General features: G+C 32.6%; 22 protein-coding genes and 1 pseudogene. 6 read left to right on the top strand and 17 right to left on the bottom strand.

What is annotated here, in order from left to right:
• Positions 1-238 precede the first annotated feature (238 nt).
• Positions 239-928, top strand: a pseudogene (locus ACM55I_RS04945) (DNA/RNA non-specific endonuclease).
• Positions 929-1084: 156 nt separating this feature from the next.
• On the opposite strand, the gene rodA reads toward ACM55I_RS04945, so the two are convergent.
• The 6 genes from rodA to purH form a co-directional block, all read right to left on the bottom strand.
• A complete protein-coding gene (rodA, locus tag ACM55I_RS04940; RefSeq protein WP_416845660.1) occupies positions 1085-2320 on the bottom strand; it encodes a rod shape-determining protein RodA in 1236 nt (411 codons plus the stop codon).
• Between the two features lie 17 nt (positions 2321-2337).
• The gene (gene mrdA, locus ACM55I_RS04935) at positions 2338-4290 is read right to left on the bottom strand and encodes a penicillin-binding protein 2 (RefSeq protein ID WP_416845659.1); all 1953 of its coding nucleotides are present in this window, start codon (positions 4288-4290) and stop codon (positions 2338-2340) included.
• A complete protein-coding gene (gene mreD / locus ACM55I_RS04930; protein WP_416837190.1) occupies positions 4287-4793 on the bottom strand; it encodes a rod shape-determining protein MreD in 507 nt (168 codons plus the stop codon). The genes mrdA and mreD overlap by 4 nt, the downstream gene beginning before the upstream one ends.
• Positions 4786-5610: a rod shape-determining protein MreC gene (gene mreC, locus ACM55I_RS04925; RefSeq protein WP_416845658.1), complete on the bottom strand. Its 825-nt coding sequence runs from the start codon at positions 5608-5610 to the stop codon at positions 4786-4788. The genes mreD and mreC overlap by 8 nt, the downstream gene beginning before the upstream one ends.
• 103 nt (positions 5611-5713) lie before the next feature.
• Complete coding sequence (locus tag ACM55I_RS04920; RefSeq protein WP_035668436.1) at positions 5714-6742, bottom strand: rod shape-determining protein; 1029 nt, start codon at positions 6740-6742, stop codon at positions 5714-5716.
• 54 nt (positions 6743-6796) lie between these two features.
• Complete coding sequence (gene purH / locus ACM55I_RS04915; protein WP_416845657.1) at positions 6797-8323, bottom strand: bifunctional phosphoribosylaminoimidazolecarboxamide formyltransferase/IMP cyclohydrolase; 1527 nt, start codon at positions 8321-8323, stop codon at positions 6797-6799.
• Between the two features lie 165 nt (positions 8324-8488).
• On the opposite strand from purH, the gene ACM55I_RS04910 reads away from it, so the two are divergent.
• On the top strand, positions 8489-9739 hold the full coding sequence (locus ACM55I_RS04910) for an ABC transporter permease (protein WP_416845656.1): 1251 nt from the start codon (positions 8489-8491) through the stop codon (positions 9737-9739).
• 134 nt (positions 9740-9873) lie between these two features.
• Here ACM55I_RS04910 and accD read toward each other — a convergent pair whose 3' ends face one another.
• The 3 genes from accD to tamL all read right to left on the bottom strand — a co-directional run bounded on the left by accD (position 9874) and on the right by tamL (position 14519).
• Positions 9874-10728, bottom strand: coding sequence for an acetyl-CoA carboxylase, carboxyltransferase subunit beta (accD, locus tag ACM55I_RS04905; protein ID WP_039110788.1), 855 nt, complete (start codon positions 10726-10728; stop codon positions 9874-9876).
• 103 nt (positions 10729-10831) lie between these two features.
• Positions 10832-11899 carry a class II fructose-bisphosphate aldolase gene (gene fbaA, locus ACM55I_RS04900; RefSeq protein WP_039110789.1) on the bottom strand — a complete coding sequence of 356 codons (1068 nt, stop codon included), beginning with the start codon at positions 11897-11899 and terminating at the stop codon, positions 10832-10834.
• A gap of 58 nt (positions 11900-11957) precedes the next feature.
• Complete coding sequence (gene tamL, locus ACM55I_RS04895) at positions 11958-14519, bottom strand: translocation and assembly module lipoprotein TamL (protein WP_416845655.1); 2562 nt, start codon at positions 14517-14519, stop codon at positions 11958-11960.
• Positions 14520-14556: 37 nt separating this feature from the next.
• Between tamL and ACM55I_RS04890 the strand changes: the two genes are divergently transcribed.
• A complete protein-coding gene (locus ACM55I_RS04890) occupies positions 14557-15288 on the top strand; it encodes a TrmH family RNA methyltransferase (RefSeq protein WP_416845654.1) in 732 nt (243 codons plus the stop codon).
• A 22-nt stretch (positions 15289-15310) separates the two neighbouring features.
• Here ACM55I_RS04890 and porT read toward each other — a convergent pair whose 3' ends face one another.
• The 4 genes from porT to ACM55I_RS04870 all read right to left on the bottom strand — a co-directional run bounded on the left by porT (position 15311) and on the right by ACM55I_RS04870 (position 18146).
• Positions 15311-16015 (bottom strand): type IX secretion/gliding motility protein PorT/SprT, encoded by a 705-nt coding sequence (porT, locus tag ACM55I_RS04885; RefSeq protein ID WP_416845653.1) that lies wholly within the window; start codon positions 16013-16015, stop codon positions 15311-15313.
• A gap of 1 nt (position 16016) precedes the next feature.
• The gene (gene ubiE, locus ACM55I_RS04880; protein ID WP_416845652.1) at positions 16017-16748 is read right to left on the bottom strand and encodes a bifunctional demethylmenaquinone methyltransferase/2-methoxy-6-polyprenyl-1,4-benzoquinol methylase UbiE; all 732 of its coding nucleotides are present in this window, start codon (positions 16746-16748) and stop codon (positions 16017-16019) included.
• 569 nt (positions 16749-17317) lie between these two features.
• Positions 17318-17800 carry a dihydrofolate reductase gene (locus ACM55I_RS04875; RefSeq protein ID WP_416845651.1) on the bottom strand — a complete coding sequence of 161 codons (483 nt, stop codon included), beginning with the start codon at positions 17798-17800 and terminating at the stop codon, positions 17318-17320.
• Between the two features lie 13 nt (positions 17801-17813).
• On the bottom strand, positions 17814-18146 hold the full coding sequence (locus ACM55I_RS04870; protein ID WP_416845650.1) for a 2TM domain-containing protein: 333 nt from the start codon (positions 18144-18146) through the stop codon (positions 17814-17816).
• Between the two features lie 236 nt (positions 18147-18382).
• Here ACM55I_RS04870 and ACM55I_RS04865 point away from each other — a divergent pair, with 236 nt between their 5' ends.
• On the top strand, positions 18383-18679 hold the full coding sequence (locus ACM55I_RS04865) for an isoamylase early set domain-containing protein (protein ID WP_416845649.1): 297 nt from the start codon (positions 18383-18385) through the stop codon (positions 18677-18679).
• Between the two features lie 78 nt (positions 18680-18757).
• On the opposite strand, the gene ACM55I_RS04860 is transcribed toward ACM55I_RS04865, so the two are convergent.
• The 4 genes from ACM55I_RS04860 to ACM55I_RS04845 all read right to left on the bottom strand — a co-directional run bounded on the left by ACM55I_RS04860 (position 18758) and on the right by ACM55I_RS04845 (position 22249).
• Complete coding sequence (locus ACM55I_RS04860; RefSeq protein WP_416845648.1) at positions 18758-19582, bottom strand: thymidylate synthase; 825 nt, start codon at positions 19580-19582, stop codon at positions 18758-18760.
• A 74-nt stretch (positions 19583-19656) separates the two neighbouring features.
• Complete coding sequence (locus ACM55I_RS04855; protein WP_416845647.1) at positions 19657-20286, bottom strand: bifunctional nuclease domain-containing protein; 630 nt, start codon at positions 20284-20286, stop codon at positions 19657-19659.
• Between the two features lie 138 nt (positions 20287-20424).
• Positions 20425-21393 carry an electron transfer flavoprotein subunit alpha/FixB family protein gene (locus ACM55I_RS04850; protein WP_416845646.1) on the bottom strand — a complete coding sequence of 323 codons (969 nt, stop codon included), beginning with the start codon at positions 21391-21393 and terminating at the stop codon, positions 20425-20427.
• Positions 21394-21502: 109 nt separating this feature from the next.
• Positions 21503-22249, bottom strand: coding sequence for an electron transfer flavoprotein subunit beta/FixA family protein (locus ACM55I_RS04845; protein WP_416845645.1), 747 nt, complete (start codon positions 22247-22249; stop codon positions 21503-21505).
• A gap of 454 nt (positions 22250-22703) precedes the next feature.
• Between ACM55I_RS04845 and ACM55I_RS04840 the strand changes: the two genes are divergently transcribed.
• Together ACM55I_RS04840 and ACM55I_RS04835 are read left to right on the top strand one after the other, a co-directional pair.
• Positions 22704-23684 (top strand): pyruvate dehydrogenase complex E1 component subunit beta, encoded by a 981-nt coding sequence (locus tag ACM55I_RS04840; RefSeq protein ID WP_039110800.1) that lies wholly within the window; start codon positions 22704-22706, stop codon positions 23682-23684.
• 133 nt (positions 23685-23817) lie between these two features.
• Positions 23818-26304 (top strand): DUF5686 and carboxypeptidase-like regulatory domain-containing protein, encoded by a 2487-nt coding sequence (locus tag ACM55I_RS04835; protein ID WP_416845644.1) that lies wholly within the window; start codon positions 23818-23820, stop codon positions 26302-26304.
• Positions 26305-26431: the final 127 nt, after the last annotated feature.

Genomic DNA, 26431 nt, shown 5'->3' with positions numbered 1-26431 from the left:
CTAATGCGCTCCAGTTATTCTAAATAGAATTTCTGGAGCGTATTTAGTTTTATTATGTTTTGTTTTTTCTTTAATTTAGGGTTAATTAATAAAATTAGAAGATATGCGAAATCACCAGTTGTTTTATTCAGTTGCTATTCTGCTTAGTTTGAACTTTTTTTCTTTCTGTAAAAAGAATTTAGATGCCGATAATGCTGTTGATAGTTATAGCTTACAGCAGAATCAAAAGCATCTTGAAATGGCAGATGTATCTTTTGATTTTTTGCCATCTTCAACAACCAATCAAATTGTAAAACACGATTATTTCACTTTATCGTATAATGAAAAGTATGAGTAAGCGGAATGGGTTGTTTATGAATTAAAGAAAAGCTATCTAATCAATAATAGTTTTAAGCGCCCTTTTTTTATTGAAGACCCTAATGTGGAAACGGGATCAGCTGATTGGAGAAATTACAAGAAATCAGGTTTTGATAAAGGGCATTTGTGTCCGGCAGGAGATATGGAATTTTCTAGAAATGCTTATAATGATACTTTTTTTACATCTAATATTTCTCCACAATTGCATGGTTTTAATGATGGAGTTTGGAACAGATTAGAACAAAAAGTTCGTTATTGGGCTGCAAAATACGATGGAATCTATGTAGTTACTGGCGGGATTTTAGAGTCTTCACTTAAAACGATAGGCAGGGAAAAGGTTTCAGTCCCAAAATATTTTTATAAAGTCTTGCTAGATAAATCTAATGGAAAATACAAAATGATTGCTTTTCTTGTTCCAAATGAAGCAAGTGATAAACCTTTGTATGATTTTGTGGTTTCAGTTGATAGGATCGAAAAATTGACCAGAGTTGACTTTTTTTCTAAATTAGAGGATAAGTTAGAAAGTCAATTGGAAAAAAGTAGTGATTATAAAAGCTGGAGTTTTAATTAGCCTTGATATTAATGAAAAACTTTTGATGGCTCGTTTATTAGTTTTTATATTTTTTTAAAGCGACTGGAGGAAGCTCTTGAAAAAATAATTAAAACTTTAACGAGGCGAAAAACTTGAAATGAATAGCAGGATTTAGCTCCCAATATGACATTCCATTTACCACTCATTTACTTTATTGGCATCCATTTTAATAAATATAAAAAGTAAAATGGTAAACCCCCAAAGTCCTGATCCTCCATAAGAAAAGAAAGGTAACGGTACTCCAATTGTTGGGAAAACCCCTATGACCATTGCGATATTTACAAAGAAATGAATGAATAAAATACCGGCTACACAATAGCCATATACTCTACTGAATTTTGTTTTTTGTCTTTCGGCAAGATATATTAATCTCAAAAATAACCCTACAAAAAGTCCGATAACAACAAGAGAGCCTATAAATCCCCATTCTTCACCAACCGTTGTAAATATATAATCGGTATGTTGTTCCGGTACAAAACCTCCTTTGGTTTGTGTGCCTTCAAGAAAGCCTTTGCCTAGCCAACCTCCAGATCCAATTGCTATTTCGGATTGATTAGTGTTATAACCAATCCCTTTCATATCTACAGATTTTCCTAATAATATATTAAAACGGTCCCTGTGGTGTTGTTTAAATACATGCACAAAAACATAATTTACTGATAAGACAAATCCTGAAATTAAGGCAAACAAAATTCCGCTTAGGAGCATATTTCTATCGGATAAGCGTGATTTGAAATGTATAATGATTAGAACTAATAATGCAATCAAAATCACATATTGTGGCTGTAGTACTAATGTTAGTACAAATAAAAGAATGGTAATGAATCCTGTCCAAACGTACCAAGAAGGAAGTCCTTCACGATACAAAACGATGATGAAAATGCTGTAAATAAGTGCGCTTCCCGGGTCAGGCTGTGGTAAAATGAGCATAACAGGTAAAAATACGATGGCAAGTGCCTGTATTTGCCTGTTAACATCTTTCAAATTTATTTGAGGATCACTTAAGTATTTGGCTAATGCTAAGGCTGTAGCTGCTTTAGCAAATTCGGAAGGTTGTATTGTGAAACTTCCAATACCATACCAACAACGTTGTCCCGCTATGGTCTTACCAAAAGCAAATAAACCAACTAATGTTAATAATGATATTCCAAAAATAATACTGGCGTATTTTTCGTAAAATTTACCATCAACATAAAGTACAATAAAAATTAAAGGAATAGTTAATATGATGAATATGAGTTGTTTGTCGGAAGTGCCTTCCATAGAGGATAAGGAAGAGGAATAAATGTTTAACCAACCCATTATTACTAATAAACAATAGATAATGATACATATCCAGTCAAGATTGTTCGTTACGCTTTGGTTTTTCATTTGAAATAGGTTGCTTATTAGTTTTCTTTAGTAGAATCTATTGTAATAATTGGGCCTGCCGTTTTAATTATTGGACTTGCTATTTTTTTACTTAGAAGAGAATCTTTAGGGACTGTTTCTATTAAACTAGCTTCTTTCATTCCGCCTAATTTTGCATATCTATCCTGTAAACTTCTTTCAAGTATTCTCTTTTCTAAATCAGTTCTGGTTATTTTTTTTCTAAGATATTTTTCAATCATTAAACTGGCAATAGGCCCTGCTATTGTTGCCCCAAAACCACCATTTTCTACTAAAATTGCTATTGCAATCTTGGGATTGTCTTTTGGCGCAAAAGCAACAAATATGGAGTGATCCTCAAGTTTTACTCTTTTTCCATCGATTTTTGCATAATTCTCAGCTGTTCCAGTTTTACCACAAATATCAATTCCGGGTACATTTAATCCATGTGCTGTCCCAAAATTATACACATCAAATAAACCGCTAATCATGGGTTTGTAATATTTTTTGTCTATTGTGGTAACATGCTTGGTCGTGAATTTTTTATCAATTTTGTGACCTTCAATTTTTTTGATGATATGAGGGGTGTAATAATATCCTTCATTTGCAACAGTTGCCATCATATTAGCAAGCTGTATAGGAGTCATTAAAACTTCTCCTTGACCGATCGAATTGGATACGATTGTTGTGCTACGCCAACCGCCATTTGGATAGATTTTTTTGTAGGTTTTAGAATCTGGAATATTTCCTTTTTTACCAGTAGGTAAATCATAACCCATAAATTGTCCTAGTCCAAAACTTTTTACGTGATTGCTCCAAACATCAACAGCATAAGCTGGTTTGGCGTATTTATTAATAGTTAACATGTAGGCACTCGCAAAATAGGTATTACAAGAATTGTAAATACCATTATGTAATTGATGAGGGCCAAAACCATGGCATTTCATAAATCGGCCTCTTGCATAACTAAAACCATGATGACACATGAAAGTAGTCTGTTCATTTATAACGCCTTCTTGAAGAGCCACAAGTCCAGTCAGTATCTTAAATGGAGATCCCGGAGGATATTCAGCTAATAGTCCTCTGTCATAAAGTGGTTTTGCAATGGAATCATGATATAGTAACGTGTAGTTTTTAGAACGCTGTCTCCCTACAAGTATTCCTGGGTCATAAGATGGAGCTGTAACTAGAGCTAATATCTCTCCAGTTTTTGGTTCAATAGCTACAATTCCTCCTCTTTTATTGATCATTAATTGCTCGCCATATTTTTGAAGTTCGGCGTCAATAGTAAGGTTTATATCTTCCCCTTGAACAGCAATAGTGTCGTATTTTCCTTCTTTGTAGGAACCAATTTCTCTATTATATTTATCTTTTTGGAAGTATTTTACTCCTTTTATTCCTCGTAAAATATCTTCGTAGCTTTCTTCAACGCCTTGTCTTCCAATTAAATCGCCACTATTGTAATAAGGATTTTTGGCAACTAATTTTTCGTTCACTTGCGTGATAAATCCAAAAACGTTAGCGCCATAGTCTACTTCGTAATCACGTAAAGAACGTTTTTGAAAGTAGAAGCCTTCATATTTTCGTATTTTTTCCTGAAAAGCAGCAAATTCGCTTTTATTTAATTGTGGTAAAAAAACAGAAGGTAATCGGGGACTATATACCTTGGCTTTTGCCATTCTTTTTATAAAATCTTCTTTTGTTACATCTAGCAGTTGACAAAATTCCAATGTGTCAATATTTTTAACATCTCTTGGGATAACCATGATGTCATAAGAAGCTTGATTGGCAACTAATAATTTGCCATGTCTATCATAAATATAACCTCTTTCCGGATAGTCATATTTTATTTTTATGGCATTATTGTCTGATTTTAGTTTGAACGAATCATCTATAATTTGTAAATAGAATATCCGTATTACTAGCAACGATGCTGCAACAATGATTAAGGAAGGCAGCAATAATTTTCTCATCTTTTGTTTGGCTTAATAAGATATATTATTATAATGCAAATTAGTATTGTAAATACGCTACTGAGGAGGGTTCGCAGTAAAACGTCCAAGATAAAACTAAATTGAAATGCTTCTAGTACGAATAATACTAAGTGATGAATTACAACGGACATTAATATAAAAGAGAAACGCTCCGGAGTTAAAACATCATTTAATCGCACCGTTTGATATTCATAGCTTAATCCAAATGAAAATTTAAAGATATAAGGTCTGAAATAGGCTAAAAGGATACATGCAGTCGTATGTATACCTCCAGAATTACTGAACATATCCATAATAAGACCTAAAAAGAAACTAGCGATCAACAATCCAGATTTATTACCGTTTACGGGATATAATATTATAAAAAGCAGGTATGGAAATGGACTTATATAGCCCAAAAAATTCATATTATTGAAAATAATAATTTGAACTGCTAATAGCAAAACAAAACGGAAAATATTGACTAACAACGTGCTATTCATCTTTTTTTCCTTTTTCTAAATTAATAAGTTCGTCGCGTTCTTTACTTTTTATGATGTAAACATGACCTAAATTTGTCATGTCATTAAACAGTTTTACATCTAGAGTATAATAATTGGTTTGATTGTCAATATAAATTTTAGCAATAGTTCCAATATTAATATTCTCAGGAAATATAACGGATTGTCCTCCGGTTACAATTGTGTCCCCTTTTCTGATAGCCGCTAATCTTGGTACATCTATCAATTGAACAAAACCAGTACTTTTTCCATTCCAAACCAAAGACCCAAAATGATTTGATTTTTTAATCTTGGCGTTAATTTGAGATTTTTTATTTAAAATGCTAATTACTGTCGCATAATGTGGAGAAGTATTGTCAATGATTCCTACGATTCCTAAGCTATTTATCACACCCATATCTGGTTTTACACCTTGTAATTCACCTGAATTCAATGTTAAATAATTTTCATAAACATTGTATGAATTGTGTATCACCTTTGAAACGATGATGTCATCTGCTTTTACACCTTTTAAGCTATCTAATTTTTGTACGGCAGTTGTGTCTTTGCGATTAAAGAGAAAACTTTTTAATTCGGCATTTTCTTGTGCTAACGCATCATTTTGAGTTTTTAAATTCAAATACTCATTTACAGAATTAACTTTTTCGTAAACTCCGCCACTTAAAAAGTTAGCAGAACTTATTATTTTACTTCTGTGAAAAGAATGAGATTGAATGGTGAGCACGAGTGAAATGCCCAAAAGCAGCAAAAACAGTAATCTATTACTGTTTTTAAATATAAAATTAAATATTTGCTGCATGTACTATTGGTTATTTTGTTTCAGGTTCTATCTTAAATTTCTACTTACAAAACTAAACCGAGGTTTAAATTATCTAATATTATTTAAATTAGCAATAAAAACCTTATTTTATCAAGATACTTTTAAATTTTGTAATGTTTTTCAGTGCCATACCAGTTCCTCGAACTACAGCTCTTAATGGATCTTCAGCAATATAAACTGGTAAATCTGTTTTTTGAGAAATTCTTTTATCAAGACCTCTTAACATAGAACCGCCACCTGCAAGATAAATACCAGTATTATAAATATCTGCTGCTAATTCTGGAGGTGTTTGAGATAAAGTTTCCATTACGGCATCTTCAATTCGTTGAATCGATTTGTCTAATGCTTTAGCAATTTCACGGTAAGACACTTCTACTTGTTTTGGTTTACCGGTAAGTAAATCTCTTCCTTGAACTGACATGTCTTCTGGAGGAGTTTCTAAATCTTCGATTGCGGCTCCAATTTGGATTTTTATTTTCTCTGCAGTACTTTCTCCAACAAAAAGATTGTGTTGGGTACGCATGTAATATACGATGTCATTTGTAAATACATCACCGGCAATTTTCACCGATTTGTCACATACAATTCCGCCTAATGCAATTACAGCAATTTCAGTTGTTCCACCACCGATATCAACAATCATGTTTCCTTTAGGTTGCATAATGTCAATACCAATACCAATAGCTGCTGCCATAGGTTCGTGTATTAGATATACTTCTTTTCCGTTAACTCTTTCACAAGATTCTTTAACCGCTCTCATTTCCACTTCGGTGATACCGGAAGGAATACAAACAACCATTCTTAATGCGGGAGTAAACATTCTTTTCTTTAATGCCGGTATGCTTTTTATAAACATACTGATCATTTTTTCAGAGGCATCAAAATCAGCAATTACACCATCTTTCAATGGTCTTATCGTCTTAATGTTTTCATGTGTTTTACCCTGCATCATGTTTGCTTCTTTCCCTACAGCAATGATTTTGCCTGAAACTCTATCACGAGCAACTATTGAGGGACTGTCAATTACGACTTTATCATTATGTATGATTAAAGTATTAGCGGTACCAAGGTCTATCGCGATATCCTCGGTCATGAAATCAAAAAATCCCATAAGTTTTTTAAGGGTTAAAAAGTTATAAATTTGTGACGGGCAAAGTTAAACAAATTAATGTTTAAAATGACGAGTTCCTGTAAATACCATTGCAACTTTATTTTCATTACAATAATTGATGCTTAATTCATCTTTAATGGATCCTCCGGGTTGAATTACAGCAGTTATTCCTGCTTTTTTAGCTATTTCCACGCAATCAGGGAAAGGAAAGAACGCATCGCTTGCCATAGACGCACCATGTAAATCAAATCCAAAAGTTTTTGCTTTTTCAATGGCTTGTAATAAGGCATCAACTCTTGATGTTTGCCCTGTACCAGACGCAATAAGTGTGCCGTTTTTTGCAAAAACAATCGTGTTTGATTTTGTATTTTTACAAATTTTAGAAGCAAATATTAAATCTTGAACTTCTTGTTCAGTTGGTGCTGTAGTTGTAACGGTTCTTAAGTCTTCTTTATTGTCAGTTATATTGTTTCTTTCTTGGACTAAAATTCCGTTTAAGCAAGTTCGTACCTGTTTTTGTGGTAAAGCTACTTCGTTTTGAATTAATATAATTCTGTTTTTCTTCTCTTGTAAAATTGCCGCAGCTTCGGTGTCATATTCCGGAGCAATAACTACTTCACAAAATAATTTGTTTATTTCTGTTGCAGTTGCTACGTCAATTTTAGTATTGGAAATTAAAACACCCCCAAAAGCTGAAGTTGGGTCACAAGCCAATGCTACATTATAAGCTTCACTAATAGTTTTTCTAGTAGCTAAACCACAAGCATTATTGTGTTTTAATATGGCAAAAGTAGGGCCGTCATTCTTGAATTCATTAATCAAATTTACGGCAGCATCTACATCTAATAAATTATTGTAAGACAATTCTTTTCCGTGAACTTTTTTGAACATAGCGTCAAAGTCACCAAAGAAAAATCCTTTTTGATGTGGATTTTCTCCATATCTCAAGACTTGACCGTGAGCAATACTTTGTTTATAAACGGTTTCGTCTGTATTGAAATAATTGAAAATTGCGGTGTCGTAGTGTGATGAAACATGAAATGCTTTTGTAGCCAATAATTTTCTGTTGGCAAGAGTAGTAGCTCCGTTTTGATCTGTGATTAAATCTAAAAGTAAACTGTATTCATCAACAGAAGCTACAATTACAGTGTCTTTAAAGTTTTTTGCGGCAGCACGAATCAAAGAAATTCCACCAATATCTATTTTCTCAATAATATCTGATTCACTTGCTCCTGAAGCAACTGTTTTCTCAAATGGATATAAATCAACTATAACTAAATCAATTTGTGGGATATTGAACTCTTGCATTTGTTGCACATCACTTTCATTATCCTGACGGTTTAGGATTCCTCCAAAAACTTTTGGATGTAATGTTTTTACTCTTCCACCAAGAATGGAAGGATAAGAAGTTACGTCTTCAACAGGAACTACAGGGATTCCTAAATTTTTTATAAAATCTTCGGTTCCTCCAGTAGAGTAAAGTATAACATTTTGTTCGTGCAGTTTTCTTACAATTGGTTCAAGACCTTCTTTTGAGAATACCGAAATTAATGCAGATTGAATAGTTTTTGTTGTGTTCATTGTGTAGTTATAATTATAAAGTGCAAAAATAGTTTTTTTTTGATTATAAAATTCAATGAATTTATGTAACATTATCTTAAAAAAATATACCAATTGGTAGGTGGGTTTTTATTAGGTTTATGAAAAATATAATGTAGAATTTTACCTTAACGCAAAAAAGATTTTATGATAGTCTATCTTCGGTTATTAAAAGAGAGTTTTGGTTTTGCAATGAATGCTTTGCAAAACAACAAATTGAGAACTTTGCTTTCTTTATTAGGGGTTACTATTGGTATATTTTCAATAATAGCCGTGCTTGCAGCTGTAGATTCATTGGATAGAAAAATCACCAAAGATTTAAGCAGCCTTGATAAAAACACGATCTATTTGATGAAATTTTCTTTCGGGCCTTCGGATATTCCACAATGGAAAAGAGAACAGTTTCCTAATGTAAAGTATGACGAATATACTTATATGAAAGGGGTTATGACTAATACGGATCAAATGGGATATCAAATATTTACCAAAAGAGAATCTATAAAATACGATTCAAAAACAGTTAGTGATGTTAATATTGTTCCAGTTTCCCATGAATTTATTGATATTCAGGGATTAGAATTTGAAGAAGGGAGATTTTATAATGAGTCTGAAGCTAATTCTGGTGCTACGGTAATTGTTTTAGGGGACGAAATTGCTAAATCCTTATTTGAGAATATTGATCCAATTGGAAAAAACGTACGTTTATATGGTAAAAGATTCACCGTTATAGGTGTTTTGAAAAAACAAGGAGCAGGATTGTTTGGGGATAGTAATGATACTTCTGCTTTTATTCCGGTTAATTTTGTTCGACAATTGTATGGTGATAATAATACTTCATTGACTAATGTAATCATTTTTAAGCCAGAAAGAGGAGTGGATATGGATGCATATAGAGGCGAAATTTCTCAAAAATTAAGAAGTTATAGAGGTTTGAAAGCAGGTGAAATTGATAATTTCTTTGTTAATGTGTTTTCTGGATTTACGGATTTTATAGACGGTATTATAGGACAAATGAATGTAGTAGGGTGGATTATCAGTGGATTTTCATTGCTTGTTGGTGGTTTTGGAATTGCAAATATTATGTTTGTTTCAGTAAAAGAACGTACCAATTTAATAGGAATCCAGAAATCATTGGGAGCCAAAAATAAATTTATATTGTTTCAGTTTTTATTCGAAGCTATAATACTTTCAGTAATTGGTGGAATAATTGGACTTTTATTAGTTTGGATAATTTCAGTGATTTTAACCAGCGCACTGGATTTCGAATTTGTTTTAGGCATGGGAAATATTCTTTTAGGAACTGGACTTGCTGCTATCATTGGTTTGATTTCAGGAATACTTCCAGCAATTGCCGCTTCAAAATTAGATCCAGTAGAGGCAATTAGAACGGGAATGTAAAACTGACTGACTTTGAAAAAGAATCTGAATTTTATATAAAAAAGGCTTTCAAAATTATTTGAAAGCCTTTTTGTTTGAATCTTAAAAAGATGAAATTTAAAGTATAAAAAATCCCGATTGCTCGGGATTTTCGTTTATCTGATATTATTGTTTTGAATCAAATCAATGTACAAGTTAATCTTGTCTTTCAATTCTTTTCTAGGTGTTATAAAGTCTAAGAAACCATGTTCAAGAACAAATTCAGCGGTTTGAAAGCCTTCTGGTAAATCTTTACCGGTTGTGTCTCTTACTACTCTTGGTCCTGCAAATCCAATTAATGCACCTGGTTCAGAAATATTAATATCTCCTAGCATAGCATAAGAAGCAGTTGTTCCTCCTGTTGTTGGATCTGTACATAACGAAATGTAAGGCAATTTTGCTTCAGCAAGTTGAGCCAGTTTAACAGATGTTTTAGCTAGCTGCATCAAAGAATAAGCTGCTTCCATCATTCTTGCTCCACCAGATTTAGAAATCATCACAAATGGTAATTTGTTTTGAATAGCGTGATCGATTCCTCTTGCTATTTTTTCTCCCACAACTGCTCCCATAGAACCACCAATAAAGGCAAAGTCCATACAGCAAATTACTAATTCTTTTCCTTTAGATTTTCCAACTCCAGTGCGCACTGCATCTTTAAGTTTGGTTTTTTCCATAACATCTTTTAATCGATCTGCATATTTTTTTGTGTCAACAAAATGCAAAGGGTCTTTAGAAGTCATGTTTTTATCTAATTCAACAAATTCATTGTTGTCAAATAAAATTTGAAAATATTCTGCACTTCCAATTCTAACATGAAAACCATCCTCGGGACTTACAAATAAGTTACGAGCTAGTTCATCGGCATCAATAATTTTTCCAGTTGGAGATTTGTACCAAAGCCCTTTTGGGATATCCATCTTGTCTTCGGTAGCAGTAGTAATCCCTTTTTCTTTTCTTTTAAACCAAGCCATTTTTCTAGTGTTCAGTGTTCAGTAATCCGTTCCTGTAGTTTCTGGTTTAGATTTCAAATCCCGATGGTTACATCGGGATTCAAAAACTTTAAACTTAATTTTATTATAGTGTATTCACATTGTTTAAGTCAGCAAATGCTTGCTCAAGTCTTGTGTTGAAAGTAACTTCACTTTCACGTAACCATTTTCTTGGGTCGTAATATTTTTTGTTTGGAGCATCAGAACCTTCTGGATTTCCAATTTGAGTTTTCAAATAGTCAATATTTTTCACCATATAATCACGAATACCTTCAGTAAATGCAAATTGCAAGTCAGTGTCAATATTCATTTTTATTACACCGTAGCTAATACCTTCTCTGATTTCTTCCAATGTAGAACCTGAACCACCATGGAAAACGAAATCTACTGGATTAGATCCTGTGTTGAATTTGTTTTGTACGAAATCTTGAGAATTTTTTAAGATTTTTGGAGTCAATTTTACATTTCCGGGTTTGTAAACACCGTGAACGTTACCAAAAGCTGCAGCAATTGTAAATCTTGGACTTACTTTTGAAAGTTCTTCGTATGCGTAAGCAACTTCTTCTGGTTGCGTATATAATTTTGAGCTATCAACATCAGAGTTGTCAACACCATCTTCTTCACCACCTGTAATTCCAAGTTCGATTTCCAATGTCATTCCCATTTTGCTCATTCTTTCTAAATAACCTTTGCAAATTTCGATGTTTTCTTCGATAGGCTCTTCAGATAAATCAATCATGTGAGAAGAGAATAATGGTTTTCCAGTTTTAGCAAAATGTGCTTCTGAAGCGTCTAATAAACCATCAATCCAAGGTAATAATTTTTTTGCACAATGGTCAGTATGTAAGATTACAGTTGCTCCGTAAGCTTCCGCCAAAGTGTGAATATGTAATGCTCCAGCAATTCCACCAGCGATAGCTGCTTTTTCACCTGCATTGGAAAGTCCTTTTCCAGCGTTGAATTGTGCTCCTCCATTAGAAAATTGGATGATAACTGGTGCGTTTAATTTAGCTGCAGTTTCAAGAACACCATTGATGGTATTTGATCCCGTAACATTTACTGCCGGTAATGCAAATCCTTTCTCTTTAGCATAGTTAAAAATTTCCTGAACCTGATCTCCTGTAGCTACGCCTGGTTTTATGTTGTGTGCCATTGTAATTCTTTTAGTTATTTTTTAGTTTTTAGTTTGCAAAAATAAGAATTAATTAGCATTAGAACGGATAATTTATACCAAAATTTAAAACAGAGTGTCCAAAATTGTATTCTTGGAACCATCGTTTGTTAGTTTCATTGGCTGGATTATAGGTTTTAAACCCTAAATCAAACCGAATTACAAAAAAACTTAAATCGTATCGCAACCCAAATCCAGAGCCAATTGCTATATCTTTTAAATTTTTTAAATTTTTAAAAGTTGATTTTTCATCAGTCACATTGTCGAGTACATTCCATATGTTTCCTGCATCTGCAAAAAGAGCTCCTTTTAAACTGCCTAATACTTTAAATCTAAATTCACCGCTAAAGGCAATTTTCATGTTTGCTTCATTAAAATCATTTGAAGCACCGCTGCTTCCGGGACCAAGGCTATAGGGTTGCCATGCTCTGTTGTCATTAGAACCACCTGAAAAATAACTTCTTGAAAATGGAACGTTATTTGAATTACCAAACGGTATGGCTATCCCAAAGAAAGTTCTAACGGCAAATACTTTTTCTTTTGTCAGATCCCAATGTTTAATATAATCGAACTCCGTTTTTATATATTCGGAGTATTCTAAATTAAATATTTGATAATTGTTATCTGAATTTTTAGGCAAATTTGTTGCTTTCGAAAGTAAGGATAATAAAGTTCCGGCAGATTCAATTTTTGTTCTAAAGAGATAAAAATTATTATCCAGTAAGTCAGTTTTAGTGGTTTTGGAAAAACTATAACTTGTAGCCAGGATAAAATCATTCTCGGTAAGTCTAACTCTTCGTTCTTCAATACTTTTTACGTTTTCATAATTTTTATCAGTTGGGACCAATGAAGTGTTTCCAGTCAAAACATCATTAGTGAATCCTAATGTCCCGTCTTCGATTATTAAATCTTTATCTTTGGAATTATTATAATATGATGAGTTTGTATTGTATACTTTTCCTATAGCATTCAAAGCATTATAGGATGATCTATACACATTGAAATAATTTTGTGGATTTAGATTGCGCACAAATTGTGCATTGAATAAATCAAAACGAGCTGTATTATTTTTCTTTGGAGTCCAATTATAGGATAACGCTCCGGTAAAATTCTCTTTATCCAAACCGATATTCCTTTGTTTTGCAAAACCAACAGTAATAAGGGTCGAAGGAATCATGCTTTTTGGAATGATTTTTTCAGTTCCAAAAGGGATGAAAATTCTTGGAAAATTTAATTTTAAATCTACTCCGTATTCTGAAACATTAAAAAAGTTATTATTAGGATTTGCTAAATCTTTAGAAGATCCTATATTTCCACGAGCAGCTATTTCTAACGTTTCAGCGCCATTAAATACGTTTCGTATGGTTTCTGAAGCGCTTAACCCAATACCAATATCTTGGATATTAGAATGTGTCACATCAAACGTGGTACCGAAACTGTATTTTTTTCGTGGTGTCAGGTATACTTTTGCAATTAAAGAATGTGCAGTTGAGTCTCTTTTGTCTATTTCGTATTGTATAGACGGATAATTGAAAATTTTCAAATTATTCAAATAGCGAGTAGTTAAAACAGTTTTAGAATCAGCAAACAATGTTCCTTTTGTAATGAAAATGGCATTCGTTATTGCCCGAGGTTTATATCTTATTTTTTCGTAACCATACAAATTAAAGTTGTTGTAGGTGATGCTATCAGTGATTTGTCTGTTATTGCCATTAGGGGAATAATCAGTATATATATTTACATCACTTATTTTGTACATTTTGAAAGGTTCCGTTTTACTGGAGTCTTGTTGTTGATACGAATAATTATTGATGACTAAATTTACATTTGCTTTATTGACTTTTTTAATCGTGTCCAAGTCAAAAGAGATGTAATTAGGTTGGAAATAATAAACTCCGTTGTTTCTAAAGTGTGTAGTTATTCGGTTTTTTTCATCTTCAAAATCAGATGTTTTATACTGGTTTCCAGATTTAATAAGGGTTTTATTTTTGGTAGCTTCGTACATTGAATCCAATACAGGAGTCGAAATGGAAGTTCTTAATGAATCCAATAAATATGGCTCAAGTGTAGTTATTGCATATTTTATTTTAGCCTTCTTTGTTTTTAAAGTATCTATGGTATAGGTAGCTTTAACATTGAAAAATCCATTATTAAAGTAATAATACTTCAATCGTAATATCGATTTGTCAGTTTTAGTTTTATCAATAATTATAGGTGGTTCCCCTGTTTTTTTTAGGAAATCATGAATGCCGTGGTAAAAAAAAGATTTTCCAAGTCTGTCTACTTGTTTTGCTGAAAGCAATCTTGATTGCCTTTCATATTTTTCGGGATTATTGGTAAACTTTGCTTGATAGGTAGAGTCTGGATTTAGATTGGCTAAATTGTATAAATTCAATCGCAAACGATACCCTAGAAAGGTGCTATTTGGTTTTTGATACAATTGATTGAAGATGATTTCTTCTTTTGTGGCTTTGTTATTTACTGAAATTTCATTTTTAGTAAGTAAATGTTTGCCCTCTGGAACTCTTTTTACAGCGTTACATGCACATATAAATATTGCAATTAGAATAAATGCTGCTATTTTTGTAGAAATCTTTTTCAAGTGTTATAAAATATTTAATTCAAAAGTACATTATTTTATGGTTAGTAAAAACCAAATAAAACTTATAACGAGTTTACAGCAAAAAAAATATAGGTTCACCAATAAATTATTTTTTGCCGAAGGCGTGAAAGTAATTCAGGAATTATTACAGTCAAATTTTGAACTGGATCATTTGTATACGACACAAAACGATTTTGAAGAAGTTTTAAACGGAAAAAAGACGTTGATTGATGACGGTGATTTAAAAAAAATAAGTGCTCTTTCCTCGCCTAATTCTTGTTTAGCAGTTTTTAAGATGCCAATTGAAAAAGAAATGATTGAATCCGGATTGATTCTAGCTCTTGATAGCATTCGTGATCCCGGAAATCTAGGAACCATATTGCGATTATGCGACTGGTTTGGGATTCATCAATTAGTATGCTCAAAGGAAACCGTTGATATTTATAATCCAAAAGTGGTGCAGGCTACAATGGGCTCCATTGCAAGGGTGAATGTTTCTTACGTTGACTTAAATGCTTTTATTTTACAAACTAAATTACCAGTTTTTGGTGCTTTTATGGATGGAGAGAATATTTATAAAACGACTTTGCCGCAGGAAGGAATAATTATTATGGGAAATGAAGCTAATGGCATTTCATCAGAAATTGAAAGACTAGTTCAAAACAGACTTACGATTCCTCGTTTTGGAGAAATTCAAAAAACGGAAAGTTTGAATGTTGCTACTGCAACGGCTATTATTCTTAGTGAGTTTAGAAGAAATTCGCTATAAAATAAAGCGTAATAACTGTTTTTTAATGGAAGGTGAAATTGATAAAAACGGCTCGTGACTTTATTGATTCGATATTACTTGTCCAAGGACTATTTGGATCTTTGTCTCTAATTAATTCATCTTTAAGGCCAAAGACACCTCTTATAGAAGGGGAGAATATAAAATATTCTGAAAATAAATCAATTCCAAAACCTAATTCGTAATTTGTTGTCCAAGGTTTTACTCTAAAACGTTGTTCTAAATTATCGTCTATAGATTTTGAATTGCTCGATAAATTTAAAGTTGTCGATAATCCTCCTTCAATATATGGACGTACATTACCGGTTCTAAGTGAAGAGAATTTCAATAGTAAAGGGAAATGAATATAAGTACTGTTTACTTCTCTTAGCTCGTCTATTTTTTTTGTAAAACCAGGATAGTATAAATCTCTTTTTGTGTAGTATAATCCTGGCTCAAATCGCAAGTTAATGTATTCATGAAGTTTTAAATCACCTACAATTCCAACATTGAAACCTGTTGTTTTTTTTACCTGAATATCAGGGCCAACTGTTTTATAGTCAATTTTAAAATCAAAAGAATTGAAACCTAGATAATATCCAAAATAAAGTCTTTTATTTTGAAAATTTTCCAAGTTAATAATCGGATCCTTACTAAACATACTTTTAGTAAACTGTGAGAATCCGTTCAGAGTGAAGGTTAATAAAATTAAAACAACTATTTTTTTCATCTTATTTTTTAGAAGCAGAATAAATGGTGGCTACGCCAAATGTTTGTGGCATTGCTATAACATCTATAAACCCAATTTTTCTCAAAATATTGTTCAGTTTTTCTCCATAAGGAAATGCTGCTGAGGATTCGGATAAATAGCCATAAGCAACATTATCTTTAGAAAATAATTTGCCTATAATAGGAAGGATGTTTTTGCTGTAAAAATTATAGCCTTGTTTATAAGGTGTTTTTTCAGGAACAGAGGTTTCCAGAATTACAAAGACACCGTTTGGCTTTAAAACTCTTAAAATTTCTGCCAAACCTTTTTCAAGCGTTTCAAAGTTTCTAACTCCAAAAGCGACTGTTATGGCGTCAAAATAATTGTCTTCAAAAGGCATATTCTCAGAGTCTGCCAAAAGCATCTCAATAATATTAGATAAATTTTTAGATGCAATTTTTTTTACACCTACTTCAAGCATACCAGCAGAAATATCTAACCCGATGATTTTTTCAGCATTAGTTTGTGCTAATAGAATAGCTAAATCTCCTGTGCCAGTTGCGATATCCAGAATTATTTTTGGATTAGATTTAGCAACAATTCCTAAAACTTTTTTACGCCATTTAATATCTATACCAAAAGAAATGACACGATTAAGATTGTCATAATTTCCAGATATGGTGTCAAACATTTTTGCAACTTGTTCCTTCTTGCCTAAAGTGGAATCTTTATAGGGTGTTATATTTTTTGACATTTTTTTAATTTCCACAAATATAATACAAACTACACAAACTAAAAATGGGTTTGAGTATTAGGTCGAAACTTTATTTATAATAAGATAAAGAGTACTCTTTTTGGAAAAAAGCTATAAATTCAAAATATCACTAAAAGTGGGTATTGTATCAACGTTTTTAATTGTTCAATTTTGAATTAATATTTTTAAATTATTTTTTCAATGATTAAAAGGGATTCAATGACCCAAATCAAATGGTTGTTTCTTGCGTTAACTTTATCATTTGTTCTTGTAAGCTGTGTTGAAAGTACTATTTTACAAAGTAGTATTGTATTTAAAGCGCAACATACGTTCTTAGGATTAAATTTGTTTTTGGAAATTTTAATTTTCTTTGTCTTTAGTACCTTCGTGGTATTTGGTATTAAAGGCTTTTTTGAGATGTATTCTCAAAAATCATCAAATACTATTATCTTCATTTCTGGAGTATTATTAGTGTTTGTGATTTTTATTTTATGTTATCAAATACTGTTTCAAGAATAGGTCATTCTCTTATCATTGATTAAAAAAAAACATCCCATATGGGATGTTTTTTATTTTCTGGAAAAAGTTTGATATGTATAATCGTAAAGATGCTTTTCATCTTTTTGATTAAATTCAGATGCTATGATTTCCCATTCATCAAGATTAATTTCAGGAAAAAAAGCGTCAGCTTCAAAATTATGATGAACTCTCGTGATTTCAATTTTATCTGTAAAAGTAAGGCCCAAGTTATAAATTTCTCCGCCTCCTATAATGTATGATGTTTCATTTATAGGGCAAATTTCTAATGCCTTTTGCATACTATGAACTACAATACAGCCTTCCGGTTGGTATCCTTCTTGTCTTGAAATAACAATGTGGATTCTGTTTGGTAGTGGTTTAGGGAAACTTTCAAATGTTTTGCGTCCCATTATGATATGATGTCCTGATGTCAGTGTTTTGAATCTTTTGAAATCATTAGGAAGATGCCAAACTAATTCATTATTTTTTCCAAGAGCATTATTTTCGGCAACTGCCGCAATCATTACTATCATAGTTCTTTAAATTTTATGTAGAGGATTCTTCGTTAATCTTTGTTTGTAATTGAGTTATTTTTTTTTGCTGTAAAGTTACAAGTCTATCTATTTGTTCTCTTTCCCAATTTTTATTCATAAAACGGTCTGTAATGTAAACTTTTATAAAATGTAATATGAATATAAAAAACCAGATTGTAATTCCCCAAATGTACCAATCAGCTTCTACATCAATACCAAAAAATTTATTGGCTACAAATAAAAAAAAACTTCCTAAAAGGAATAAAACAAAATGGAAATACAACCTCTTTTTTTGCTTAATTCGTCTTCTAGCATACTCATATTGTTGGTGTTGTTCTTTTTCCATAGGTTAAATTTTGTTTATAAAGATAAATTTTATTTTGAAAAGGCACAATTTTGATTCGGGATTATTTAGTAAGAAAACGTTTTCTTATTTTGGAAATAAAATTATAAACTTGTTAAATTAGCAATTTGTTTAAAAATTAACATAGTTTGTAGCTTTATGCTAAAACTTCATGTGCTTTGTCGAAACTTCAATTGAATTTATTTTCTTTGTCACATAATTCTAAAAATGAAATAGTTATGTCAATAAAGAAACAATTTGTAAAAACAAAACCGGTTTGTAAAGTTACATTTTCGGTAGAAGCAAAGCAAGCTAAAGCAGCGTCTGTGGTTGGTGATTTCAATAACTGGAATTTAGCCGAAGGAGCTTTAAGTAAATTGAAAAATGGTACTTTCAAAGCTACATACGACTTGAATAAAGATGCCTCTTATGAGTTTAAATATGTAATTGATGGAGAGTTTGTTAATGAGCCTGAAGCAGATTCATTTATATGGAATGACTTCGCTGGTGCTGAAAACGGTGTTTTATCTGTCTAAACTAGTATTAAAAAATTCGCTGTAAAGCGGATTTTTTATTTTGTTTTATCGGTAATTGAATTTTAAACAGATGCTGTTTTATACTGCAACAGTTCCTTTTATTAGGGCATGTGGCTCATAGCCTTCTAATGTAAAATCGTCAAAATCAAAATCGAATATATTTTTTATTGCTGGATTCAAAATCATTTTTGGTAATGGTCTTGGCTCGCGTGATAATTGTAATTCCAGTTGTTCAAAATGATTGTTGTAAATGTGTGCGTCTCCAAAAGTGTGAATAAATTCACCGATTTCTAATTCACAAACTTGTGCAATCATCATGGTCAATAATGCATAAGAAGCAATATTAAAAGGAACGCCCAAGAAAATATCGGCGCTTCTTTGGTATAATTGACAGGATAATTTGCCGTCGGAAACATAGAACTGAAAAAAAGCATGGCATGGCGGTAACGCCGCTTTGTTATTGGCTACATTTTCGTCAAATGATTTTTTTGTGTCTGGAAGTACAGAAGGATTCCAAGCTGAAACAAGCATTCTACGGCTGTTTGGATTGGTTTTTAGTTCCGTAATTAGTTCGGTAATCTGATCTATTTCTTCGCTATTCCAGTTGCGCCACTGATGACCATAAACAGGGCCTAAATCCCCATTGGCATCAGCCCAAGCATCCCATATTTTTACGCCGTTTTCTTGAAGATACTTAATGTTAGTGTCTCCTTTGAGGAACCAGAGCAATTCATAAATAATAGATTTTAGATGTAGTTTTTTGGTGGTAACCATTGGGAAACCTTCACTTAAATCAAAACGCATTTGATAACCAAATACACTTTTAGTTCCTGTTCCGGTACGATCTCCTTTTTGGCAACCGTTTTCCATAACGTGTTGCACTAAATCTAAATATTGCTTCATTTTATTTGGGGATTAATCGGTTAATCGGTTTTAGTTTAATCGTGAAACGGATGCTGGATTAACAATTAAACAAATTACGATTCTCTTTTTGAAATTTCATCTCTAATTTTAGCGGCTTTTTCATAATCTTCATGCGATACAGCTTGGTCCAGTAATTCGTTCAATTCTTGTAAACTATGTTTAGAATAGGTTTCACCAGATTTATTGCTTTCTTCTTCATGGCCAAAAGTGTCTGGATTAGAAAGGACATCGTCAATTTCTTGAGAATCTTTATTGGCTTCAAGCGGATTTGCCTTCAAATAAATTCCAGCTTTATCCAAGATGTTTTTATAGGTAAAAATTGGCGCATTAAAACGTAGTGCCAAAGCAATTGCATCGGATGTTCTTGCGTCTATAATTTCTTCAATTTTATCTCTTTCACAAATGATACTGGAGTAAAAAACACCATCAACTAATTTATGGATAATGACTTGTTTTACAACGATATCGAAACGCTCAGCAAAATTCTTGAATAAATCATGTGTCAAAGGGCGAGGTGGTTTGATCTCTTTTTCTAAAGCTATAGCGATAGATTGGGCTTCAAATGCTCCGATTACTATAGGTAGTTTTCTTTCTCCATCAACCTCATTCAAAATTAGAGCATAAGCTCCGTTTTGGGTTTGACTATATGAAATTCCTTTTATAGATAATTTAACTAAGCTCATAGTTGTGAAAATGGGAAAGTACGCTGTACTTGTTTTTTTAATAAAAATCAGCAGCATTTTTTTACAAAAAAATGCTACCTAAAAGCAAAGATACAAATATCTTATTTTTTAGGTAGCAATTTATATAGATTTGTTGAATTATGAGTGCTGAGCTTTAAAAGCTTTAAATTTCTCAATCAATTTTGGTACAATTTCAAAAGCATCTCCTACAATTCCGTAATCAGCTACTTTGAAGAACGGTGCTTCCGGGTCGCTATTGATGACTACTTTTACTTTAGAAGAGTTGATCCCTGCAATGTGCTGGATAGCTCCCGAAATTCCTATTGCAATATACAAGTTAGTTGCAACTGGTTTTCCTGTTTGTCCTACGTGCTCACTATGAGGTCTCCAACCTAAATCTGAAACTGGTTTTGAACAAGCTGTTGCAGCACCAAGTACCGAAGCTAATTCTTCAATCATTCCCCAGTTTTCAGGTCCTTTCAAACCACGTCCACCTGAGACTACGATGTCAGCATCGGCAATAGAAACTTTTCCAGAACCTTTTTCTACGGATTCTACTTTTACGCCAAAATCATTATCTCCAATTGTTGGATTGAAATTTTCTTCGGTTAGAGTGGATGCGTTTTCAAAAACTCCATAAGAGTTTTTCGCAAGACCAAGTACTTTTATATCAGTCGCAATTTCAGTGATATTGAAAGCTTTGTTTGAAAAAGCATTTCTTTTTACTTGAAAAGGAGCTGTGCTTACTGGTAAACCTACCACATTTGAAGCAAATCCAGCTTCCAGAGCTACTGCCACAAGTGATGAAAGGTAAATACTGTCTGTTGTAGATGAAAGCAAAATTAATTTAGCACTTTCTTTTTGAGCAGCTTGTTTGATGACATCAGCATACGCTTTTGCAGTAAACCCGGATAATTTATCATTGTTTACTTTTAAAACTTTGTCTACTCCGTATTTTGATAATTCGGAAACATCACCAGCGTTTACGGTTACGGCTGTAACAGTTGTTCCTAATGATTCGGCTACTTTTTTTGCATAAGAAGCTAATTCGAAAGCTACTTTCTTGAATTTTCCTTCTGCGTATTCTGCATATATTAATATTGACATAATAATTTTAGATTTTAGATTAACGATTTTAGATTTTTGATGTGAATCAAATGTTGAATTTTAGATTTAAATAATGCGTTCTGCAATCTTAAATCTGAATTCTTCAATCTTAAATCACCTTTGCTTCGTTGTGTAGTAAATTGATTAATTCATCTAAATTGTCAGGTGAAATTAATTTCACTGCTGATTTAGGCGCTGGTTTTTCAAATTTCACCGCTTTAGTGTTTACTGGAGATTCAACAGGTTCCAGTATGGTCAATACTTTAGTCCTTGCAGTCATAATTCCTCTCATGTTTGGAATACGCAAGTCCTTTTCTTCCACTAATCCTTTTTGTCCACCAATGATTAAAGGTAAAGAAGTGCTTACTGTTTCTTTTCCACCATCAATCTCACGAACTGCTTTTACATTAGTTCCATCAACAGTAAGGCTTGTGCAAGAATTTAGGAAGTTATAACCTAGAATTCCGGCAATCATTCCAGGAACCATTCCGCCATTATAATCAAGCGATTCTTTTCCGGCTATGATAATATCGTATGCGCCATTTTTAATTACTTCGGCAAGTTGTTTGGCAACAAAAAATCCGTCTGTAGGAGTTGCGTTTACACGAATGGCTTCGTTTGCGCCTATTGCCAATGCTTTTCTTAAAGTTGGTTCGGTTTCTGGTCCTCCTACATTGACAACTGTAACAGTTGCGCCTTGTTGTTCTTGGAACCAAATAGCACGTGTCAAACCAAATTCATCATTTGGATTGATTACGTATTGTACGCCATTAGTGTCGAATTCAGAATCACCATTGACGAAGTTAATCTTTGAAGTAGTATCAGGAACGTGACTGATGCAAACTAATATTTTCATAAGTATGTTTTTTATTATTCTAAATTTCTTTTACAAAATTAGAATAATATTTTGAATAATTTACTATGCGCGCATAATATTTTTAGATACTATTACGATTTCGCAATTTTGTAATAAAAGTGGGATTTTTTTTTCATAAGAGAAAGGTTGCTTATAGATTTGAATGAATTAATGAAAAAAATTAAACAAAAAGCAATCAAATTGTTGCTTTCAGCTTCTCTATTTAATGTCTAAATTAAGGAGGGAAGTTGCTTGAAATGTGCAAATTCCCAATATTACATCGATTTCGTAGCCCGGATAGCAGCGGTATCCTTCCTGTGGTTCCTTTAACCACAGGAAGATATAGCGTATAGCCGGAAATAGCTCCTGATTATTTTAAAGTGATTTATGCTTTTAAGTGGTTTAAAATATTTATTTTTGCTTTTCGAAAATTACACACATACAACATACAACTATGAGAACTATACAATTTAGAGAGGCCATTTGCGAAGCTATGAGTGAAGAAATGCGTCGCGATGAGTCCATATACTTAATGGGTGAAGAAGTTGCAGAATACAATGGTGCCTACAAAGCATCAAAAGGAATGCTTGCTGAATTTGGCGAAAAAAGAGTTATCGATACTCCGATTGCGGAACTTGGTTTTACTGGTATTGCAGTAGGTTCAGCAATGAACGGGTGTAGACCAATTGTGGAATATATGACTTTCAATTTCTGTTTAGTGGGGATTGATCAAATAATAAATAATGCTGCTAAAATGCGTCAAATGACTGGAGGACAATTCAATGTGCCTATCGTTTTTCGTGGTCCAACGGCTTCGGCAGGACAATTAGGAGCGACACACTCACAAGCACTTGAAAACTGGTTTGCTAACACTCCAGGTCTTAAAGTAGTTGTTCCATCTAATGTTTATGATGCGAAAGGATTATTGAAATCAGCTATTCGTGATAATGATCCTGTGATTTTCATGGAATCAGAACAAATGTATGGTGACAAAGGGGAAGTTCCAGATGGTGAGTATACGATTCCAATTGGTGTTGCTGATATCAAACGTGAAGGAACGGACGTAACGATTGTGTCTTTTGGGAAAATCATCAAAGAAGCGTATATCGCTGCCGATGAGTTAGCAAAAGAAGGAATTTCCTGTGAAATTATCGATTTAAGAACGGTTCGTCCTTTGGATTTCGAAACGATTTTGACTTCTGTGAAAAAAACAAACCGATTGGTGATTCTTGAAGAAGCGTGGCCTTTTGCAAGTGTTTCTTCTGAGATTACTTATTTGGTTCAAGAGCGTGCTTTCGATTTTCTGGATGCACCGATCCAACGTATCACTACAGCAGATACTCCGGCACCTTACTCTCCTGTATTGCTTAAAGAATGGTTGCCAAACGCTGGTGATGTTGTAAAAGCAGTTAAAAAAGTATTGTATAAAAAATAGATTTTTGAAGAATTTGATTTTTAAATGAAAATTTAACATTCAACAGTGAATTATAGAATAATCTAGATTTCTAAATACCTATATTTGAAACTTCATCAATTGTTTATTTGATGAAGTTTTTTTTTGAATGATTATGAAAAAACCTCTCTTATTTAGCCTGTTTTTTTTGCTGATTAGCGCAAACTTCCTTTTTGCGCAAACTAAAGTTAGTGGTATAGTTTTGGACAAAACAAATCAGCCTATTCCATTTGCCAATGTTGTTTTTAAAGATTCCAATGAAGGTGTCGTTTCTAATGAAGACGGACGTTTTTACATTGAATCAGCTAAAACCTATACAGCTATAATAATTTCATCGGTAGGATTTTCTGAAAAAGAAATTACTTTAAATAAACCAGTGAATTACAATTTTAAAATTCAATTAAACGAAGCCGAAAGTTTAAAGGAAGTTGTCATTTTTACGGGTAAAACTTCTAAAAAGAACAATCCAGCACTTGATATTCTTAGAAAAATTTGGGAGCACAAGCGTAAAAATGGATTAAATTTATTTGCTCAATACCAAATGGAGAAGTATGAAAAAATAGAGTTTGACATGAATACCATTGATAGTGCTTTTATGAAAAATAAGCTGTTCAAAGGAATGGAATTTATTTTCAAGCAAGTAGATACTTCTAAGATTACTGGAAAAACGTATTTGCCTATTTTTATCAATGAATCATTGTATGATGTGTATGGAGACAATAAACTGAAGAAACTAAAAGAGAAAATAAAAGCCAGTAAAACTTCTGGTTTTAATGGGAATCAACAAATTTTATCTTTTGTAAAAGACTTGTATTCAGATTATAATATTTATGACAATCATCTTACTTTTTTTGATAAAAGTTTCACCAGCCCACTGTCTAAAACAGGAATTGATGTCTATAATTATGTTTTAAAGGATAGTGCAGTCATTGATAAAAAATGGTGTTACAATATTATTTTTTATCCAAGACGAAAAAATGAATTGACTTTCAAAGGTGATTTTTGGGTGAATGATTCTACCTATGCGATCAAAAAAATTAATATGGCAGTCACAAAAAGTGCTAATATTAACTGGGTTAAGGATATTTATCTAGAGCAAGAATTTGAAGTGATGAACGATTCTGTTTTCTTGTTGACTCGTGATTATCTGATGTCAGATTTTGCATTAAATAAAAAAGAGAAGTCAAGAGGAGTCTATGGAAAGCGAACCTCTTTTTATAGAAACCATGAATTCAATAAAGAAAAACCTGTCGCTTTTTATAAAGATGAGGTCAATTATATGGATAATGACGTCTATAATAAATCAGACGATTATTGGCATGAAAACCGATTTGAAAATTTGAGCAAAGATGAATTAGGCGTTTATAAAATGCTGGATACTTTGCAAACAGTAAAGAAATTTAAACAATTATATAGTTTAGTCCAAATACTTGGCAGCGGTTATCTACCCATTGGGCATTTTGATTATGGTCCTATTTTTTCATCGTTTGGTTATAATGAAGTAGAAGGCGTTCGTTTGAGAGCAGGAGGAAGAACCTATTTTGGTCCTAATGATGCTTGGCGAATACAAGGGTATACTGCTTATGGTTTTAAGGATGATAAATTTAAATATGGATTTTCTGGAAAGTGGATGGTCGATAAAAAAAACAGAGTTATTTTGTCAGGAGGAAACAGGCGAGATGTGGAACAGATAGGCGCAAGTTTGACTTCTACAAGCGATGTTTTGGGCAGAAGCTTTGCTTCGTCATCTGTTTTTTCAACGGGTAGCAATGGAAAACTAACTAATATAAATTTGAGTAATATTAGTGTAGAAATAGAGCCGGTTAAAAATCTAACCTTTCAAACCGGATTTTCGTATCGAACATTACAATCGGCATCTAAGACTTTTAGTTTAGATTATTACACTGATGCGGCACATACAATAACAAAAAGTGATGTGAAACAATCAGAGGTGAATTTACAAATTGAATACACGCCTAAGAGAAAGACCATAGGGTTTGCAGTAGAAAGAGAGAATGTAGACAGTCCTTATAGTCGCTTTTTTGTTAACTATAGTCACGGTTTCAAAGGACTTTTGGATAGCGATTTTCAATATGAAAAAGTACAATTGTATTATAAGCAACCTATCATTATTGGGCCATTAGGACGTACGAATATAATTATGGAATTAGGTAAAACTTTTGGAAAAGTTCCTTTGGGATTAATGAGTGTGATTCCTGGAAATCAAACGTATTTTACAATTGAGAATACTTTTAGCAATCTTAATTTTTATGAATTTGTAAGCGATCAATACGCAACTTTAGAATGGAACCATAACTTCAACGGAAGAATTTTTTCCAGAATTCCATTTATGCGAAAGCTCAATTGGAGAGAAATTATTGGTGTCAAAGGAGTTTATGGAACTATTTCGGATGCTAATAAAGCCATTAACGCTTCTGGTTTAATATACAATGCACCCGAAAAAGTGTATTGGGAATACAGTGCAGGAATTGGTAATATCTTCAAGGTATTTCGTATCGATTTTGCTTGGAGAGGAAATTATTTGAATACACCGGATACACAAAAATTTTCAGTAAAAGGATCGTTTGGATTCTATTTTTAATCTGAACTTGTTTCAGATTCTGTTTATACTATTTTTTATTTGAAGCCATTTCCAGCTGTGCACTATATCTTTTTATAAGGCGAAGAAAAATCGCCTTATAAAAAGGATGCCGTTTCCATCCGGGCTA

Origin of the sequence: Flavobacterium algoris (assembly GCF_048158525.1) — a bacterium.
Taxonomy (GTDB): Bacteria; Bacteroidota; Bacteroidia; order Flavobacteriales; family Flavobacteriaceae; genus Flavobacterium; species Flavobacterium algoris.
The sequence above is the reverse complement of the archived record's forward strand: the minus strand, read 5'-3'. Positions and strand labels throughout refer to the sequence as shown.

What these genes read in the sequence shown, in the direction of transcription:
- ACM55I_RS04835 (WP_416845644.1), top strand. Translation starts at nt 23,818, where the DNA reads ATGAAAAAACCTCTCTTATTTAGCCTGTTTTTTTTGCTGATTAGCGCA.
- ubiE (WP_416845652.1), bottom strand. Translation starts at nt 16,748, where the DNA reads ATGTCAAAAAATATAACACCCTATAAAGATTCCACTTTAGGCAAGAAG.
- ACM55I_RS04845 (WP_416845645.1), bottom strand. Translation starts at nt 22,249, where the DNA reads ATGAAAATATTAGTTTGCATCAGTCACGTTCCTGATACTACTTCAAAG.
- fbaA (WP_039110789.1), bottom strand. Translation starts at nt 11,899, where the DNA reads ATGGCACACAACATAAAACCAGGCGTAGCTACAGGAGATCAGGTTCAG.
- ACM55I_RS04865 (WP_416845649.1), top strand. Translation starts at nt 18,383, where the DNA reads ATGTCAATAAAGAAACAATTTGTAAAAACAAAACCGGTTTGTAAAGTT.
- ACM55I_RS04855 (WP_416845647.1), bottom strand. Translation starts at nt 20,286, where the DNA reads ATGAGCTTAGTTAAATTATCTATAAAAGGAATTTCATATAGTCAAACC.
- ACM55I_RS04870 (WP_416845650.1), bottom strand. Translation starts at nt 18,146, where the DNA reads ATGGAAAAAGAACAACACCAACAATATGAGTATGCTAGAAGACGAATT.
- ACM55I_RS04875 (WP_416845651.1), bottom strand. Translation starts at nt 17,800, where the DNA reads ATGATAGTAATGATTGCGGCAGTTGCCGAAAATAATGCTCTTGGAAAA.
- mreC (WP_416845658.1), bottom strand. Translation starts at nt 5,610, where the DNA reads ATGCAGCAAATATTTAATTTTATATTTAAAAACAGTAATAGATTACTG.
- ACM55I_RS04850 (WP_416845646.1), bottom strand. Translation starts at nt 21,393, where the DNA reads ATGTCAATATTAATATATGCAGAATACGCAGAAGGAAAATTCAAGAAA.
- ACM55I_RS04860 (WP_416845648.1), bottom strand. Translation starts at nt 19,582, where the DNA reads ATGAAGCAATATTTAGATTTAGTGCAACACGTTATGGAAAACGGTTGC.
- ACM55I_RS04840 (WP_039110800.1), top strand. Translation starts at nt 22,704, where the DNA reads ATGAGAACTATACAATTTAGAGAGGCCATTTGCGAAGCTATGAGTGAA.
- mreD (WP_416837190.1), bottom strand. Translation starts at nt 4,793, where the DNA reads ATGAATAGCACGTTGTTAGTCAATATTTTCCGTTTTGTTTTGCTATTA.
- ACM55I_RS04920 (WP_035668436.1), bottom strand. Translation starts at nt 6,742, where the DNA reads ATGGGATTTTTTGATTTCATGACCGAGGATATCGCGATAGACCTTGGT.
- ACM55I_RS04890 (WP_416845654.1), top strand. Translation starts at nt 14,557, where the DNA reads ATGGTTAGTAAAAACCAAATAAAACTTATAACGAGTTTACAGCAAAAA.
- rodA (WP_416845660.1), bottom strand. Translation starts at nt 2,320, where the DNA reads ATGAAAAACCAAAGCGTAACGAACAATCTTGACTGGATATGTATCATT.
- porT (WP_416845653.1), bottom strand. Translation starts at nt 16,015, where the DNA reads ATGAAAAAAATAGTTGTTTTAATTTTATTAACCTTCACTCTGAACGGA.
- accD (WP_039110788.1), bottom strand. Translation starts at nt 10,728, where the DNA reads ATGGCTTGGTTTAAAAGAAAAGAAAAAGGGATTACTACTGCTACCGAA.
- purH (WP_416845657.1), bottom strand. Translation starts at nt 8,323, where the DNA reads ATGAACACAACAAAAACTATTCAATCTGCATTAATTTCGGTATTCTCA.
- mrdA (WP_416845659.1), bottom strand. Translation starts at nt 4,290, where the DNA reads ATGAGAAAATTATTGCTGCCTTCCTTAATCATTGTTGCAGCATCGTTG.
- ACM55I_RS04910 (WP_416845656.1), top strand. Translation starts at nt 8,489, where the DNA reads ATGATAGTCTATCTTCGGTTATTAAAAGAGAGTTTTGGTTTTGCAATG.